The sequence below is a fragment of the Exiguobacterium acetylicum genome (assembly GCF_019890935.1).
GTDB lineage: Bacteria > Bacillota > Bacilli > Exiguobacteriales > Exiguobacteriaceae > Exiguobacterium_A > Exiguobacterium_A abrahamii.
Genome location: NZ_CP082333.1, coordinates 37,501 through 52,972, shown reverse-complemented (window position 1 = coordinate 52,972; position 15,472 = coordinate 37,501). Strand labels below are relative to the sequence as shown.

Below are 15,472 nucleotides of genomic sequence, written 5' to 3'. Positions count from 1 at the left end.
GGGGAAATATTATATCTGTTCTAATCGTATCCGTCAACGTTTTTTAATTGGCAAAAGTGCATCCGCTAACTGTGCGAATTCCTGCAGGCTGAGCGTTTCTCCGCGACGACGTGGTTCGATTCCAGCTTCTAACAATGCCGCTTCGACCGCTGTCTTTTCCGTCTTCCCGAAGTGTGTCGTCAAGTTGTTCAAAATCGTTTTCCGACGTTGTGCAAAACTTGCTCGAACGATTTCGAAGAAGAGGACCTCATCCTGTGTCTGTACCGCTGGCTCTTTTCGAATGTTCAAACGGATGACAGCTGAATCAACGTTTGGTGCCGGAATGAAGACTTGTTTTGGAACCGTGAAGCAGACTTCAGCTTCTGCATAATACTGAATCGCGATCGATAGAGAACCGTATGCTTTTGTGCCCGGTTTTGCTCCGATTCGTTCAGCGACTTCCTTTTGAATCATCATGACAAGCGTCCGAAACGGTGCTTTCGCTTCGAGAATCCGCATGATGATCGGTGTCGTGACGTAATACGGGAGGTTCGCGACGACGGCAATGTCAGTGATGCCTTCTTTTGTGAACTCTTCTGCGACGATCGTCGAAAGATCCAGTTCAAGGGCATCGCCGTGAATGATCTTCGTATGAGGATACGGTGAAAGTGTATCGTCAAGAATCGGTAGCAACCGTTGATCGATTTCAAGAGCGACGACTTTTTTCGCCTGTTTCGCTGATTGTTCTGTCAGTGAGCCGATTCCTGGTCCGATCTCGAGTACGCCGCTTTCAGGTGTTAATCCAGCTGCCCCGACGATGTTTCCTAATACGTTTAAATCGATTAAAAAGTTTTGTCCTAACGATTTTTTAAACGAAAAGCCATGTTTCGCTAAAATTTCCTTCGTCCGGTGCAATGTAGCAATGTCTTTCAAACTTCTTCCTCCTCTAATTGTTTCAACGCCGCTTCCCATTCTGCCCGCGTGATCCGAATCGATGCGACGCGTTTGACGAGTTGTTTTGCATTTGGTTCACCAATCGCAAGAATCTGACCGAGACGACGACGACGGATCGAGGCTGCTGGTCCACCAATCAAATCGGCTGCTAGAATCATTTCACGTGTCACTTCGGCAACCGGTGCTTCTTCCGTCTCATAGACAGCAGCGAGCGCCTCTTCGATTGCGGCAGGTGAGGCATGTTCTACACCGATTTTCCCTCGTTTATCTTTTGCTTGAGCACGCGGAAGATAGGCATGTTTACAGCCTGGTACGCGCTCATTGATTCTGGCACGGATACGATCTCCTGGAAAATCAGGATCCGTGAAGATGATGACACCGCGTCGTTCCAGTGCCTTCTCGATGCGTTGCATCGTTTGTTCATTAACGGCTGAGCCGTTCGTTTCAATTGTATCGACATCAAAGACTTCTTGTAATCGTGTCGTATCATCTCGTCCTTCGACGACGATGACTTCTTTTAAGCGTTTCCGCATGATCTCTCCACCTTCTTCAAACACTCTCGTAATTGTACCTGTTTCCACGAAAAAAACAAGGAAGCGTCACGTGTCCGCTTCCGTTGCACTAGGAATGACCCAGACTTGCAGTTGTTTTCGACCAAACGTCTTCGCAGTTTGTTCTCCGTCTACCAAGACATCGATCTTATTGCCTTTGATGGCTCCACCGGTATCGAGAGCGATCGCAAGCCCCACTCCTTCGACGTAGACTTTCGTTCCGAGCGGAATGACTTTCGGATCAACTGCGATGATCGGCATCCCTTGATAGGTGATCGTATCCGTCACGTCATACCCGGTCGCGGTCAAGGCACGTCCGTTGTACAAACGACTGCCGTTCGAAGCTGGGTCGTTCGTGTACGCTGTCGCTTCGACCATCAAGCTCTTCGCACTTGAAAAATCAAGATCTGCATCAGCTTTCGGTGTTTCAGCTAACGGATTCGTCGCCTGTTCTTCGTTGAAGACAGGTGCTTCAACAGGTGTCTCAACCGGCTTGGTTCCAACTTTGACGACTTGTTTGATCGGTTTTTGCGTCACTTGATCACCAATCAGTTTTTTCTCTTTACTGAGACCGTCAGCGAGCGTCAATTGATACTTTTTCGTTCGGACACCCGGACGACCTGATGCCGTCACGAGTTGTTCACCTTCCGGTAGAGTTGGATCCTCGACTTCTTCAATCTCAAACGGCACGAGCTGTTCTTGCGTCAACGTCGCACGACGTGTCGTGTTGATCGTGATCAACGTCCCTTCCGTCACGCGGGTATCGGGATCCGGAGCGACCCGGTCTTCCTTTTGCAGACGGATTCCTTCCCGTGCTAACAATTCCCGAACTGACGTCTCATACGTGTAGATTTGTCGGGCTTTTCCGCCGACGACGAGATCAACGGGAAAAGCTTCCCGGTACCGAACTGTCATTCCGTTCGTCAACACAGCGTCAGACGACGGATAAATATCATCGGTATCCGCTTTTTTGATACCACGTTCTGCCAGCAAGTCCTTCACTTGGCGTGCTTGCGTTCGAACGCGACGGGACTCACCGTAGCCCATGATCAGCGTGATTTCTTTCGCCCGCTGAATGACAATTAATCGTTTTTCCGGCAGGTCGGCACTGAGTGCCGGTTCAATCACATCATTGTCACGCGTCGTAATACCGGCTTCTTCAAGTGCTCCATAAACAGAGTCAGCTGTCGTTTCAATTTGTTGTTCTTGGCCATCAATCAAGACAGTCACGGTTTGTGGATGATCCATCATCCCATAGACGAGCGCAGCCGCAAGTAGCAGGCTGCACCCGATCGTAATGAACGTCAACGAACGCATCATGGCAAACGGAAGACCCGTTTTGCATTTTCCGTCGTCGCTGCTTCGACGTCAGCATACATCATGCCACGGAGCTGCGCGATCTCTTCGGCGACGAATCGGACGTAAGCCGGTTCGTTGCGTTTACCGCGGTGCGGTGTTGGTGTCAGGTACGGACAATCCGTCTCAACGAGTAGACGATCGAGCGGGACTTCCTGCGCGACACGTTTCGGCATCTTCGCATTCTTGAACGTAACGGGACCTCCGAGTGAAATGTAGAAGTTCATTGCCAGGCATCGTGGTAATAATTCAGCACTCATGCTGTAGCTATGCAGAATCCCGCCGACTTCTTTTGCATCCTCTTCTTCAAGGATCCGTAACGTATCTTCTGTCGCTTCCCGGTTATGGATGACGATTGGTTTCTTTTTCTGCTTCGCGAGCCGGATCTGTTTGCGGAAAGCTTCCTGCTGCACATCTTTCGGTGACGTGTCCCAGTGATAGTCGAGTCCGATTTCTCCAAGCGCAACGACTTTTTCGTGATCCATCAACCGTTCGACCTTTTGATAAGCTTCCTCATCAAAATCAATCGAGTCGACGGGATGCCAGCCGATGACCGCATAAAGATCATCGTACGCTTCAACGAGTTCCATCGCACGATCGATCGTCTTATGATCAAATCCGACGACGATCATCGGTGAGACACCGTTCGCGCGTGCCCGCTCGATCGTCTCGTGGACGTCGTCCGCAAATTGGTCTGCATTCAAGTGAGTGTGTGTATCGATTAACATAGCTGTTCGACTCCTTCTTTAAAAAAATGCCTGTGACATGAAGTCCACAGGCATCGGTTTTATTTTACGCTTGCGCCGTTCGCCATCGTTGACGGGACCGTCGCTAGTTCAAGTTTTCCTGCTTTTTCAGCAGCAAGGACCATTCCTTGTGAGAGTTCGCCACGTAACGTGACCGGTTTTAAGTTCGCTACGACGATGACTTTTCGTCCGACTAAATCTTCCGGCTCATACCACTGAGCGATACCAGAGACGATTTGGCGTGTTTCCTTGCCCATATCGACTTGTAGCTTCAATAGTTTTTTCGCCTTTTTGATCTTTTCAGCCGTCACGACTTCACCGACACGTAATTCGATCTGGTCAAAGACATCGATTGTCGTTTCTGGACGAATATCTTCGTCTTCTTCTTCAACTTCTTCTTCCTCAACACGTGCTGCAGAAGCTTGACGCATCATGTCGACGATTGCTTCGACTTCTTCTTTGACGTCGAGACGTGGGAAAATCGGTGTCGCTGTACCGACTTTTGTTCCTGGTGTGATGTCTGCAAATTTCTCGAGCGCTGCCCAGTCCATCGCTTGTCCAGAGAGACCCAGTTGCGCGAAGATCTCTTTTGGTGAACGCGTCATGAACGGTTGCAACATGATCGCCACGTGACGCAAGACGCCGACGAGATGCACCATGACAGAACCGAGTTCCGCCGTTTTGGATTCGTCTTTTGCAAGCACCCACGGTTGTGTCTCATCAATATATTTATTGGCACGGCTGATCAATTGCCAAATATTCGACAGTACGACAGAGAATTCCATGTGTTCCATCGATGCTTCGACTTTCGTGACCGTTTCTTTTGCAAGATCCGACAGTGTCACATCAAACGGTGTCACGTTACCTGTATAGGCTGGGATCTCACCATCAAAGTATTTCGTGACCATCGCGATCGTCCGGTTGAGTAAGTTCCCGAGATCGTTCGCTAAATCATAGTTCATCCGCTCAACGAATGCTTCAGGTGTGAACATACCGTCCGAACCGAATGGCACTTCCCGTAAGAGGTAGTAACGAAGAGCGTCGAGACCGTAGCGATCCGTCAATGGAATCGGATCGACGACGTTCCCTTTTGATTTCGACATTTTTCCGTCTTTCATCAACAACCAACCATGTGCGAAGACTTTCTTCGGTAATGGGAGGTCAAGCGCCATCAAGAGTGCCGGCCAGATGATCGTGTGGAAACGAACGATTTCTTTTCCGACGAGATGGACATCTGCTGGCCAGTACTTATCGAAGTTACCGTGATCGTCCGTACCATAACCGAGTGACGAGATGTAGTTCGTCAACGCATCGATCCAGACATAGACGACGTGTTTTGGATTCGACGGGACTTGTACACCCCAGTTGAATGTCGTCCGTGAGACCGCTAAGTCTTGAAGACCTGGTTTAATGAAGTTATTGATCATTTCGTGTTTACGTGATTCTGGCAAGATGAATGACGGATTCGCTTCAAAGTACTCAAGCAGACGGTCCGCGTACTTGCTGATCCGGAAGAAGTAACATTCTTCGCGAACGAGTTCGACCGGGTGTCCACTGTCAGGGCTCTTCCCGTCGACGAGTTGTGATTCCGTATAGTACGTCTCATCCGGAATCGAATACCAACCTTCGTATTCACCTAAATAGATATCGCCCGATTCAAGAAGTGTTTCGAACACTTTTTCAACGACTTTCTTGTGACGTGGTTCTGTCGTCCGGATATAATCATCGTACGAGATGTCGAGACGATCCCATAAGACTTTAATCTGTTCGACGACACCGTCGACGAATGCCTGTTCCGAGATCCCTGCTTCTGCTGCTTTTTCCTGGATCTTTTGACCGTGCTCATCGCTACCTGTCAAATACCGGACGTCGAATCCTTGAAGTCGTTTGTACCGTGCCATCGCATCTCCAGCCACCGTCGTGTACGCGTGACCGATATGTAGTTTTGCACTTGGATAATAAATCGGGGTCGTGATATAAAATGTCTTTGCCATGTTATTCCTCCGTTCTCTGATTTCCATCTTCATTATAGGCTATTATACGCTGTTACGGGACTGATGTCGAAACTCACTTTTTGTCGAATCGAAACATTTTTTGACATCAGACATCAAATTACAAAAAAACACACTCTATAGTTTCATTTCCTTTAAAAAGGGAAAATGTATTAATAAATCGTTTCAAATATGGTGTTTTTGAGAAATAAATGACATTTTGATTTCAAGCTATTCAGATTGGTTGACTACTTTTGGAAAGTCTAGTATTCTACATTCTATAGAAACGATGTCGAATTTTGACGATTTTTCAAAAGAAAAAGAGATCCATGACATCAAAGGAGGAACAACAAAATGAAATCAACAGGTATTGTACGTAAAGTAGACGAGCTCGGTCGTGTCGTAATTCCAATCGAATTACGCCGTACACTTCAAATTGCAGAAAAGGATGCCCTCGAGATTTATGTCGACAACGAACAGATCATCCTTAAAAAATATAAACCAAACATGACTTGCCAAGTAACAGGAGAAGTATCAGAAGATAACTTCAAATTGGCTGATGGTAAATTGATTCTTTCACCAGATGGCGCACAACGCGTTCTCGTTGAATTAAAAGATTTCCTCGATCGTCATTACGCAAGCAACGAATAAGCAAAAAAGGAAGCTCCTGACGGGGCTTCCTTTTTTTAATCTGCTTCGTGAAACGCAAGGTATAGTTCCTGACGATCCAGTCCCCGTTCCTTTGCGACACGCTTCAACGCCGCGTTCGGCTTTTCGCCTTCTTCGATATACCGACGGATTTGCTCGAGTGGATCACTGTCTTGGATGACCGCATCCGGTCGTTCTTCATTTGACCCTTCGACAAGAACGACGAACTCACCTCGAACGTCTTCTGCTGCCCAAGCACGTAATTCACTCACGCTTCCCCGAATGTACTCCTCGTACCGTTTTGTTAATTCCCGGGCTAACGTCACCTGGCGATCACCAAGCACTTCCTCGATCCCTTGTAACATCTCTTTCAATCGATGCGGTGCTTCATAAAAGACGAGTGTTCCGGTTTCGTATTTCAACTGCTCCAACGCTTCACGGCGTTCTTTTTTCTTCCGTGGCAAAAAGCCGTAATATAAAAAGCGTTCCGTCGATAATCCGGACGCGACAAGAGCGGTCAAGGCAGCGTTCGCACCCGGAAGAACGATGACAGGGATATCTGCTGCAATCGCTTGGCGGATCAAGTCGCTTCCCGGGTCCGAGATACCGGGCATACCGGCGTCGGAGACGAGGGCGATTTGCTTTCCTGCTTCTAAGTCAGCGAGGAGTCGTTCGCCGCTTGTTTGTTTATTGTGTTCATGATAACTGACAAGCTTCGTCTCAATCGAAAAATGTCGAAACAGTTTCATCGTCTGCCGGGTATCTTCTGCTGCGACGATATCGGATTCCTGTAAGATCCGGACGGCTCGATACGTCATGTCTTCTAAATTGCCGATGGGTGTCGGAACGATATAGAGACCGGCTCCTTGCTGTTGATAGCTACTCGTCGCTTTCATGAGGTTCCTCCTTGAATCAAACGTTCTTTTTGTGAACGGGTTAATTGTTTAATCGCATATTCCCGCTTCATTGCCTCTGACTTCGTCGCAAAAACTTCCTGATGAACGAGGACGACCGGTAGACGGGCACGTGTATACTTCGCACCCTTACCTGCGTTATGTGTCGCGATGCGTTGCGTGACGTCTACCGCATAACCCGTATAATACGTGTCATCTTGGCAACGAACGATATAGACTGCATGCTCAGACATTGAACAGTTCCTTCATCTGAGCCGCATAGGAGTTGTCCGCTTCATAGACGATGAATGGGGGGAGCACCTTCAGTCCAGGTTTTGCATCCTTGATCCCCTCGATCAACAGCATGTTTGCTTCCTTCCCTGCTTTCGGATAAATCAGCTGCATCCGTTTCGGTTCCAAGCGATACGTTCGCATCAAGGTGACGATATCGAGCAGTCGTTCCGGTCGATGAACGAACGCTGCTTTCCCGCCTTGTTTCAACAAATCAGATGCACCTCGAATGCAGTCTTCAAGGGTACAGAGGACTTCGTGCCTTGCAATCGTATAATGTTCACTTTGGTTTTGGTTCGATGTCTCGTTTGCTAAAAAATAAGGCGGATTACAGGTGACAGCATCATAGATGCCGTATCCAAGACGCGTACCCGCCTCTTTGACGTCCCCTTCAATCATCTCGATCCGGTCGTTCAGTTCATTCAAGGTGACGCTCCGTCGTGCCATCTCCGCTAGTCGCGGCTGGATTTCAAGACCCGTGATCTGCCCTTTCGTCCGGTAGGATAAAAAGAGTGGAATTGCACCGTTTCCTGAACAGAGATCGGCAATCCGTCCCTGTTGAATCGGGACCCACGCAAATCGTGCGAGCAGTGCCGCGTCGAGTGAATACGAGAAGACGGATGGACTTTGAATGATCTTCCCTTCCTGTCCTAAGAGATAATCAAGTCGTTCGTCTGGTAATAGTTCAAACATGTCGTGCCTTCCTTTCCGAAAAAAAGACTGACTCATGTAGAAGTCAGCCTCTCAATGTTTCGTTAACATGGATAAGCAGAAGAGACAATCGCCGTCTTTTCGTACTTGTCCATAATGCAAGTTACAGATGTGGAACCCTTCCTGGTACAATCGTCCGAGATTATCGTAGCCTGCACCGACGCCCGCTTCCGCTTCTTCCGCTTCCGTGACCGGCTGTTGTTCATCACGTTCGACTTTTTCCCGAAGATGATGATTCTCCAGATACAGATGTTGGTTCTCTTCCATCATGTAAGCCAGCTGATCCTTTAACACGCTCAGATGCTCAGTCAGCAAATGAATCTGTTGCTCAATCGCATCGACACGCGTAATGATTTCTTTTTTATCGACTCTCTCCACGCGTATGCACCCCGTTATTCTTTTGGTCGTTTTGGTTTTACGGCACCAACGGATAATAGTTCTTCCATTGAATACGTCAAGACGCGGGAACGATCCTTCAGTTCGATTTGAACGACTTGATCGAGGATGTTCAAACCAACGACGCGTCCTTCGCCTTCAGGTACTGTCAAACGTTTTCCGTAGTCCGGCAAATCACGGCGCATTTCTTCATACGTATCGTTCTCATATTTCAGACAGCACATCAAACGACCACATACTCCTGAAATCTTCGTCGGATTCAACGACAGGTTTTGATCTTTTGCCATCTTGATCGAAACCGGTTCGAACTCACCGAGGAAAGATGAACAACATAAGACACGACCACACGGACCGATGCCTCCCAGTAACTTCGCTTCATCCCGAACACCGATTTGACGAAGTTCGATACGCGTCCGGAAGACCGCCGCTAAATCTTTGACGAGCTCACGGAAGTCAACACGTCCTTCTGCCGTGAAGTAGAAGATGACCTTATTACGGTCAAACGTGTACTCGACATCGACCAATTTCATATCGAGTTTATGCTCACGGATTTTTTCGACACATACCGCATGCGCATCAAGCGCTGCGACTTTATTTTCGCGGACGATCATTGCATCCTTATCGTCAGCAATCCGAAGAATGGATTTCAGTGGCAACACCACATCTTCTTCGTCCATTTGTTTATCGGCGATGACCACTTCGCCATATTCAATGCCCCGTACCGTCTCAACGATGACTGCTTGTCCTCGTGATAATGACTCTTGTCCAGGTGCAAAATAATAAATTTTGCCCGCTTCTTTAAAGCGAACGCCTACTACTTCTAGCATGTCGCTCTACCCTTTCTGTAAGTCAAACATGAGACGCTCAACTGTTAATTGGGGATTAACATTCGCTTCGACCCGTCTTACTGCGGCAAGCACAGCTTGCAACCAGCGGGTGATCGTCGTCTGGCTCTTGGACCCCATCTGTTCAAGTTGGGGTTTACTATTCGTATAGGTCATACCTTCCCACGCCGGATTCAGTTTCAGACGTAAGACATCCTCGAAGAAACAGGTGACGAGTTCAAGACCGATTCGGACATCCTGACGGTTCTTGAATTGTCCCATCCATTTCTCTTGTACGAACAGTGGTAAATCAGCCGGACGATTCGCTAATTCCTCCATCAATTGTAACACTGACGCTCGCGCATTTACAAACCAGTCTTCGAGTAATGCTTCTTCTGCATCCTCGACTTTTGGATAGACACGCGCTGCCAATTGCGTCAACTCGTGGTCCCGTCCCGTTTTTTCAGATAAAACCTCGCCAATCATTTGACGATCCGCCGGACGAAAACTTAATAACTGTCCCCGCGATCGAATCGTCGGTAAAAGGAGCTGGGGTTGATTCGTCAACAATAAGGCCACTTTTCCTTCTCCTGGTTCCTCAAAGAACTTCAGCAAACTGTTTGCTGCTTGGGGAGTCATCTTATGGGACTGGGTAATGACATAAATCTGACGATCACCTTCAAGTCCTCGGAGTGAGAGATCATGCATCAATTGTTGAATCTGTTCTTTTTTGATGGTCGCGCCATCTGGTTCGATTTCATAATAATCGACCAAGTTGCCACTTTCCATCCGCCGACAGCTACGACAGACACCACATGGCTCTACATCAACCGGGGCCTCACAAAAAAGGCTTTTCGCGAACAAGTGAGCCGCTTCAAGTAGAAGCGGCTCATAGTCTCCGGTGAAGATATAAGCGTGATTGATTCGATCGTTTCGTAACGAATTTTGAAGAATCGTCGAAATGACCGATTGTGTCTGTTCCAATTCATGAAACGTCTGCATCAGAATTGATGAAACCCTTCGATTGGTAAGACGAAGACCGTTGCCCCGCCTACCTGGACTTCAACAGGGTACGGGATATACGAATCGGCATGACCACCCATTGGTGAGATTGGAGAAACCATCTGTTCGCGGCTTGAACAGTTCTTTTTGATCAATCGCAACAAATCATCGAGACGCTCACTCTGTACACCAATCATGAACGTCGTGTTCCCTTCTTTAAGAAAACCACCTGTCGTTGCCAGTTTCGTTGCTCGGAAATCATGCTCGACAAGTGCTTCCGCCAAACGTAAGCTATCTTTATCTTGAACGATCGTAATGACCATTTTCATGAGAATCTCTCCTTTTCTTCTAAATACGTAATGACATCTTCCACTAAGTCCTGATGAATCGCTTCAATCGATCGATTGGCTTGTACGATCTGCACCCGTTCTGGATCCGATACTGCAATCTGTTGGAAACCTTCATAAACGCGGGCACGAAACGCATCATCTCGCTGCTCGATTCGATCAAGTGCTCCCCGGTCCATCATTCGTTTTTTAGAATCCGTTACCGTTAAATCAAATAAATACGTTCGGTCTGGCGCTAACCCACCTGTTGCAGAATCATTGATTTGACGCACGAGATCAATCGGATGTCCAAGACCATACCCTTGATACGCAAGTGACGCATCAACGAATCGGTCACATAAGACGATTGTGCCTGCCTCTAACGCCGGTCGAATCAATTCCTCGACATGCTGGGCACGAGACGCTGCATACAACAGAATTTCTGTCATCTCTTTCATCTCTTCAAAATCAGGATTCAAAATCAACGAACGAATTTCGTTCCCAACGCGTGTGCCACCTGGCTCACGGGTTGTCATGACGTTATAGCCTTTTTCTTTTAACACATCACTAAGCAATTGTAGTTGTGTCGTTTTACCGGCACCATCTGGTCCTTCGACAGTAATGAACGTACCTTTCATCCTTCAAACCCTTCCTCTATGACGCGTAACGCTCCTCGTTGCAATTGTTCGCCCCCTTGCAAATGAACGGCTACGGTTTGATAATGTCGTAAACGTAGTACCTGTTCCGCCGTAATGAGTTCGCCTCTGACAATCAACGGAATGCCTGGCGGGTACGGAATAATCGTTTCGAGTGAAACATGACCGATACACTCATCCAGCTGACGGAACGTACCTGTTGCTTGTTCTAACTGTTCATAAGAACAAGCTAAAGCAGATACCTGTATTTTACCCATAATTGGTTGCTCGATATACCTTTTCAAAGGAATTCCTTCTGATTTCATCATTTGAATGGCTCGTTCGACACGGTGGACCCAGTCATTCTGCTCAGACTTTGTGAGCGGACGAAGTGGCAAAATACAGACGGCGTGATTCCCTAGAGCAAATTCCGCATCGAGTTGAACAGCTCGTAACGCGTGCAGCAACGCATCTCCTGAATATCCCTCATACGTTAATGTCATCCGTGACCAATCATCGAAGCGAAGAACCGTCATATGATCAAACCGTTGAAGTGCTTCGATGAATGCATCATGACTAGCTTGAACCTCTGACATACCCTTAACTGTCCATTGTTCACGATAGGAACGGGCGTAGTCTAATGAAGCCAGCAGTAAATATGAAGGACTCGAGGTCTGAAACGCTTGAAGTGCTCGCTGTAATTTCCTTCTCATCTTTTCCGAAAATCGTTCATGCATCCATGCTCCCATTGTCAGTGCTGGAAGTGTTTTATGGGCAGACTGGACAACAGCAGTTGCTCCTAATTCAAATGCAGAGCGTACACCAAATGCTTCACCGAAGTGTGCACCATGTGCTTCATCCACTAATAAAGGGAGCCCGTGCGACGCTGTGAGCTGAACGAGTGACGTGATATCAGCTGCTTCCCCGTAATAGGTCGGTGAAGTGATAAACACGCCGACTCCTCCTGGGTATTTCGTAAACGCTTCCTTTAATGTTTCACGTGAAACATGTCCACTGATTCCCGTTTCCTCATGGAGGTCTGGTTCAAGAAAGATCGGTTCGATTCCCAGCCATTCTAACGCATTGAACACCGATTTATGGGAATTACGCTGTACATAAACACGCTCTCCTCTTGTTGCTGTAGCGGCAAGCATCGCCCAGTTCCCAACGGTCGAACCATTCACAAGGAAATGACTCGCATTTGCACCATAGACTTTTTGCAGCAAAGCTATCGCGTCTGCAATGGCCTCTTCCGGATGATGAAAATCATCTAGACCAGGTAATTCTGTGACGTCCCATTTAAAGAAGTCAGGAAGAGCTGTCAATGTTCCATTCTTATGACCAGGAACATGCCATGAGATGGGCGTTCGATCTAAGTGACGTTGAAGTGCATGTACAATAGGAAGTTCGTGTTTCATGAAAAAACTCCTTTTCCTCTAAAATGATTACACAAAAAGACCGACCTGCAATCTGCAGATCGGTCAAGTGCCTGGCAACGTCCTATCCTCACAGGGGGAAGCCCCCAACTACTTTCGGCGTTCAAGTGCTTAACTTCCGTGTTCGGCATGGGAACGGGTGTGACCACTTGGCTATCGTCACCAGACGATCGGGCTCGCGCCCTCAAAACTGAAGTCATCAACAAGCATCTGCTAGAACAAGGCCTCGACCGATTAGTATCACTCAGCTCCACATGTCACCATGCTTCCACCCGTGACCTATCTACCTCATCGTCTCTGAGGGGTCTTTCTTGATTACTCAAAGGGAAATCTCATCTTGGAGGGGGCTTCATGCTTAGATGCTTTCAGCATTTATCCCGTCCGCACGTAGCTACCCAGCGATGCTCCTGGCGGAACAACTGGTACACCAGCGGTGCGTCCATCCCGGTCCTCTCGTACTAAGGACAGCTCTCCTCAAATTTCCTGCGCCCACGACGGATAGGGACCGAACTGTCTCACGACGTTCTGAACCCAGCTCGCGTACCGCTTTAATGGGCGAACAGCCCAACCCTTGGGACCTACTCCAGCCCCAGGATGCGATGAGCCGACATCGAGGTGCCAAACCTCCCCGTCGATGTGGACTCTTGGGGGAGATCAGCCTGTTATCCCCAGGGTAGCTTTTATCCGTTGAGCGATGGCCCTTCCATGCGGAACCACCGGATCACTAAGCCCGACTTTCGTCCCTGCTCGACTTGTAGGTCTCGCAGTCAAGCTCCCTTCTGCCTTTGCGCTCTACGAATGATTTCCAACCATTCTGAGGGAACCTTTGGGCGCCTCCGTTACTGTTTAGGAGGCGACCGCCCCAGTCAAACTACCCGCCTGACACGGTCCTCCAGCCGGATCACGGCTGCGAGTTAGAGACTCTATGCATGAAGGGCGGTATCCCAAGGGTGACTCCTCCGAAGCTGGCGCTCCGGGCTCGACGTCTCCCGCCTATCCTGTACATCATGCACAAAGCCTCAATATCAGGCTGTAGTAAAGCTCCATGGGGTCTTTCCGTCCTGTCGCGGGTAACCTGCATCTTCACAGGTACTATGATTTCACCGGGTCTCTCGTTGAGACAGTGCCCAAATCGTTACGCCTTTCGTGCGGGTCGGAACTTACCCGACAAGGAATTTCGCTACCTTAGGACCGTTATAGTTACGGCCGCCGTTTACTGGGGCTTCGGTTCAAAGCTTCGCTTGCGCTAACCCATCCCCTTAACCTTCCAGCACCGGGCAGGCGTCAGCCCCTATACGTCATCTTGCGATTTAGCAGAGACCTGTGTTTTTGCTAAACAGTCGTTTGGGCCTATTCACTGCGGCTCTACTCATGTAGAGCGTCCCTTCTCCCGAAGTTACGGGACCATTTTGCCGAGTTCCTTAACGAGAGTTATCCCGCGCGTCTTAGAATTCTCATCTCGCCTACCTGTGTCGGTTTACGGTACTGGCGCCTTCCCCCTCACTAGAGGCTTTTCTTGGCAGTGTGAAATCGTGACCTACGTCCCTACGGGACTCCGCATCGTTCCTTGACTTTGATGCCTGACGGATTTGCCAATCAGACGGTCTTGAAACTTGCACATGCACTTCCATCCGCATGCGTCACTATCCTCCTGCGTCCCCCCATTGTTCAAACGGTGGATCGGCGGTACAGGAATATCAACCTGTTATCCATCGCCTACGCCTTTCGGCCTCGGCTTAGGTCCAGACTAACCCTGAGCGGACGAGCCTTCCTCAGGAAACCTTGGGCTTTCGACGGAGGGGATTCTCACCCCTCTTTTCGCTACTCACACCGGCATTCTCACTTCCAAACGCTCCACTGCTCCTTCCGGTACAGCTTCACAGCGGTTTGGAACGCTCCCCTACCATTCCTTACGGAATCCGCAGCTTCGGTGGTATGTTTAGCCCCGTTACATTTTCGGCGCGGCGCCACTCGACTAGTGAGCTATTACGCACTCTTTGAATGGTGGCTGCTTCTAAGCCAACATCCTAGCTGTCTAGGCAGCGCCACATCCTTTTCCACTTAACATACACTTTGGGACCTTAGCTGGCGGTCTGGGCTGTTTCCCTCTTGACTACGGATCTTATCACTCGCAGTCTGACTCCCGAGTATAAGTTGCTGGCATTCGGAGTTTAACTGAATTCGGTAACCCTGTGGGGGCCCCTAGTCCAATCAGTGCTCTACCTCCAGAACTCTCAACCTCGAGGCTAGCCCTAAAGCTATTTCGGGGAGAACCAGCTATCTCCAGGTTCGATTGGCATTTCACCGCTACCCACACCTCATCCCCGCACTTTTCAACGTGCGTGGGTTCGGACCTCCAGTCAGTGTTACCTGACCTTCATCCTGGACATGGGTAGATCACCTGGTTTCGGGTCTACGACAACGCACTGAACGCCCTGTTCAGACTCGCTTTCGCTACGGCTCCGCCTCATCGGCTTAACCTCGCGCGTTATCGTAACTCGCCGGTTCATTCTACAAAAGGCACGCCATCACCCGTTAACGGGCTCTGACTACTTGTAGGCATACGGTTTCAGGATCTATTTCACTCCCCTTCCGGGGTGCTTTTCACCTTTCCCTCACGGTACTGGTTCACTATCGGTCACTAGGGAGTATTTAGCCTTGGGAGATGGTCCTCCCGGATTCCGACGGGGTTTCACGTGTCCCGCCGTACTCAGGATCCACTCTGGAGGGAAA

General features: G+C 48.9%; 15 protein-coding genes and 2 rRNA genes (1 of these 17 cut by a window edge). 1 reads left to right on the top strand and 16 read right to left on the bottom strand.

The genetic code is table 11. From position 1 onward, the window contains the following. Positions 1-33 precede the first annotated feature (33 nt). The 5 genes from rsmA to metG all read right to left on the bottom strand — a co-directional run bounded on the left by rsmA (position 34) and on the right by metG (position 5,607). Entirely contained in the window at positions 34-912 is an 879-nt protein-coding gene (gene rsmA, locus K7G97_RS00305) for a 16S rRNA (adenine(1518)-N(6)/adenine(1519)-N(6))-dimethyltransferase RsmA (protein WP_223041096.1), read from the bottom strand. Next, the gene (gene rnmV, locus K7G97_RS00300; RefSeq protein WP_023466539.1) at positions 909-1,466 is read right to left on the bottom strand and encodes a ribonuclease M5; all 558 of its coding nucleotides are present in this window, start codon (positions 1,464-1,466) and stop codon (positions 909-911) included. Before rnmV ends, rsmA begins: the two co-directional genes overlap by 4 nt. A 66-nt stretch (positions 1,467-1,532) precedes the next feature. Beyond that, a complete protein-coding gene (locus K7G97_RS17565; protein ID WP_223041095.1) occupies positions 1,533-2,804 on the bottom strand; it encodes a 3D domain-containing protein in 1,272 nt (423 codons plus the stop codon). Beyond that, positions 2,801-3,568, bottom strand: coding sequence for a TatD family hydrolase (locus K7G97_RS00290; RefSeq protein WP_023466535.1), 768 nt, complete (start codon positions 3,566-3,568; stop codon positions 2,801-2,803). Before K7G97_RS00290 ends, K7G97_RS17565 begins: the two co-directional genes overlap by 4 nt. 59 nt (positions 3,569-3,627) lie before the next feature. Then, entirely contained in the window at positions 3,628-5,607 is a 1,980-nt protein-coding gene (metG, locus tag K7G97_RS00285) for a methionine--tRNA ligase (RefSeq protein WP_262415777.1), read from the bottom strand. 324 nt (positions 5,608-5,931) lie between these two features. On the opposite strand from metG, the gene K7G97_RS00280 reads away from it, so the two are divergent. After that, a complete protein-coding gene (locus K7G97_RS00280) occupies positions 5,932-6,228 on the top strand; it encodes a transition state genes transcriptional regulator AbrB (RefSeq protein ID WP_023466531.1) in 297 nt (98 codons plus the stop codon). Between the two features lie 35 nt (positions 6,229-6,263). Here K7G97_RS00280 and rsmI read toward each other — a convergent pair whose 3' ends face one another. The 11 genes from rsmI to K7G97_RS00225 form a co-directional block, all read right to left on the bottom strand. Beyond that, positions 6,264-7,121, bottom strand: a complete 858-nt coding sequence (gene rsmI, locus K7G97_RS00275) for a 16S rRNA (cytidine(1402)-2'-O)-methyltransferase (RefSeq protein WP_195866262.1) — start codon at positions 7,119-7,121, stop codon at positions 6,264-6,266. Beyond that, entirely contained in the window at positions 7,118-7,372 is a 255-nt protein-coding gene (locus K7G97_RS00270) for a GIY-YIG nuclease family protein (RefSeq protein ID WP_023466528.1), read from the bottom strand. Before K7G97_RS00270 ends, rsmI begins: the two co-directional genes overlap by 4 nt. Next, on the bottom strand, positions 7,365-8,102 hold the full coding sequence (locus tag K7G97_RS00265; RefSeq protein ID WP_223041093.1) for a tRNA1(Val) (adenine(37)-N6)-methyltransferase: 738 nt from the start codon (positions 8,100-8,102) through the stop codon (positions 7,365-7,367). The genes K7G97_RS00270 and K7G97_RS00265 overlap by 8 nt, the downstream gene beginning before the upstream one ends. 51 nt (positions 8,103-8,153) lie before the next feature. After that, positions 8,154-8,504, bottom strand: coding sequence for a DNA replication initiation control protein YabA (yabA, locus tag K7G97_RS00260; RefSeq protein ID WP_119182633.1), 351 nt, complete (start codon positions 8,502-8,504; stop codon positions 8,154-8,156). Between the two features lie 8 nt (positions 8,505-8,512). Then, the gene (locus tag K7G97_RS00255) at positions 8,513-9,343 is read right to left on the bottom strand and encodes a PSP1 domain-containing protein (RefSeq protein WP_029343044.1); all 831 of its coding nucleotides are present in this window, start codon (positions 9,341-9,343) and stop codon (positions 8,513-8,515) included. Positions 9,344-9,349: 6 nt separating this feature from the next. Continuing rightward, a complete protein-coding gene (locus tag K7G97_RS00250; RefSeq protein ID WP_050677360.1) occupies positions 9,350-10,342 on the bottom strand; it encodes a DNA polymerase in 993 nt (330 codons plus the stop codon). After that, the gene (locus tag K7G97_RS00245) at positions 10,342-10,671 is read right to left on the bottom strand and encodes a cyclic-di-AMP receptor (protein WP_023466519.1); all 330 of its coding nucleotides are present in this window, start codon (positions 10,669-10,671) and stop codon (positions 10,342-10,344) included. Before K7G97_RS00245 ends, K7G97_RS00250 begins: the two co-directional genes overlap by 1 nt. Beyond that, the gene (gene tmk, locus K7G97_RS00240) at positions 10,668-11,306 is read right to left on the bottom strand and encodes a dTMP kinase (RefSeq protein ID WP_149426590.1); all 639 of its coding nucleotides are present in this window, start codon (positions 11,304-11,306) and stop codon (positions 10,668-10,670) included. Before tmk ends, K7G97_RS00245 begins: the two co-directional genes overlap by 4 nt. Further along, a complete protein-coding gene (locus tag K7G97_RS00235) occupies positions 11,303-12,721 on the bottom strand; it encodes an aminotransferase class I/II-fold pyridoxal phosphate-dependent enzyme (RefSeq protein ID WP_223041092.1) in 1,419 nt (472 codons plus the stop codon). The genes tmk and K7G97_RS00235 overlap by 4 nt, the downstream gene beginning before the upstream one ends. A gap of 69 nt (positions 12,722-12,790) precedes the next feature. Next, positions 12,791-12,906, bottom strand: a 5S ribosomal RNA gene (gene rrf / locus K7G97_RS00230). Between the two features lie 47 nt (positions 12,907-12,953). Continuing rightward, a 23S ribosomal RNA gene (locus K7G97_RS00225) occupies positions 12,954-15,472 on the bottom strand; it runs 395 nt beyond the window's last position.

What these genes read in the sequence shown, in the direction of transcription:
- rnmV (WP_023466539.1), bottom strand. Translation starts at nt 1,466, where the DNA reads ATGCGGAAACGCTTAAAAGAAGTCATCGTCGTCGAAGGACGAGATGAT.
- K7G97_RS17565 (WP_223041095.1), bottom strand. Translation starts at nt 2,804, where the DNA reads ATGATGCGTTCGTTGACGTTCATTACGATCGGGTGCAGCCTGCTACTT.
- K7G97_RS00290 (WP_023466535.1), bottom strand. Translation starts at nt 3,568, where the DNA reads ATGTTAATCGATACACACACTCACTTGAATGCAGACCAATTTGCGGAC.
- metG (WP_262415777.1), bottom strand. Translation starts at nt 5,607, where the DNA reads ATGGAAATCAGAGAACGGAGGAATAACATGGCAAAGACATTTTATATC.
- K7G97_RS00280 (WP_023466531.1), top strand. Translation starts at nt 5,932, where the DNA reads ATGAAATCAACAGGTATTGTACGTAAAGTAGACGAGCTCGGTCGTGTC.
- rsmI (WP_195866262.1), bottom strand. Translation starts at nt 7,121, where the DNA reads ATGAAAGCGACGAGTAGCTATCAACAGCAAGGAGCCGGTCTCTATATC.
- K7G97_RS00270 (WP_023466528.1), bottom strand. Translation starts at nt 7,372, where the DNA reads ATGTCTGAGCATGCAGTCTATATCGTTCGTTGCCAAGATGACACGTAT.
- K7G97_RS00265 (WP_223041093.1), bottom strand. Translation starts at nt 8,102, where the DNA reads ATGTTTGAACTATTACCAGACGAACGACTTGATTATCTCTTAGGACAG.
- K7G97_RS00255 (WP_029343044.1), bottom strand. Translation starts at nt 9,343, where the DNA reads ATGCTAGAAGTAGTAGGCGTTCGCTTTAAAGAAGCGGGCAAAATTTAT.
- K7G97_RS00250 (WP_050677360.1), bottom strand. Translation starts at nt 10,342, where the DNA reads ATGCAGACGTTTCATGAATTGGAACAGACACAATCGGTCATTTCGACG.
- K7G97_RS00245 (WP_023466519.1), bottom strand. Translation starts at nt 10,671, where the DNA reads ATGAAAATGGTCATTACGATCGTTCAAGATAAAGATAGCTTACGTTTG.
- tmk (WP_149426590.1), bottom strand. Translation starts at nt 11,306, where the DNA reads ATGAAAGGTACGTTCATTACTGTCGAAGGACCAGATGGTGCCGGTAAA.
- K7G97_RS00235 (WP_223041092.1), bottom strand. Translation starts at nt 12,721, where the DNA reads ATGAAACACGAACTTCCTATTGTACATGCACTTCAACGTCACTTAGAT.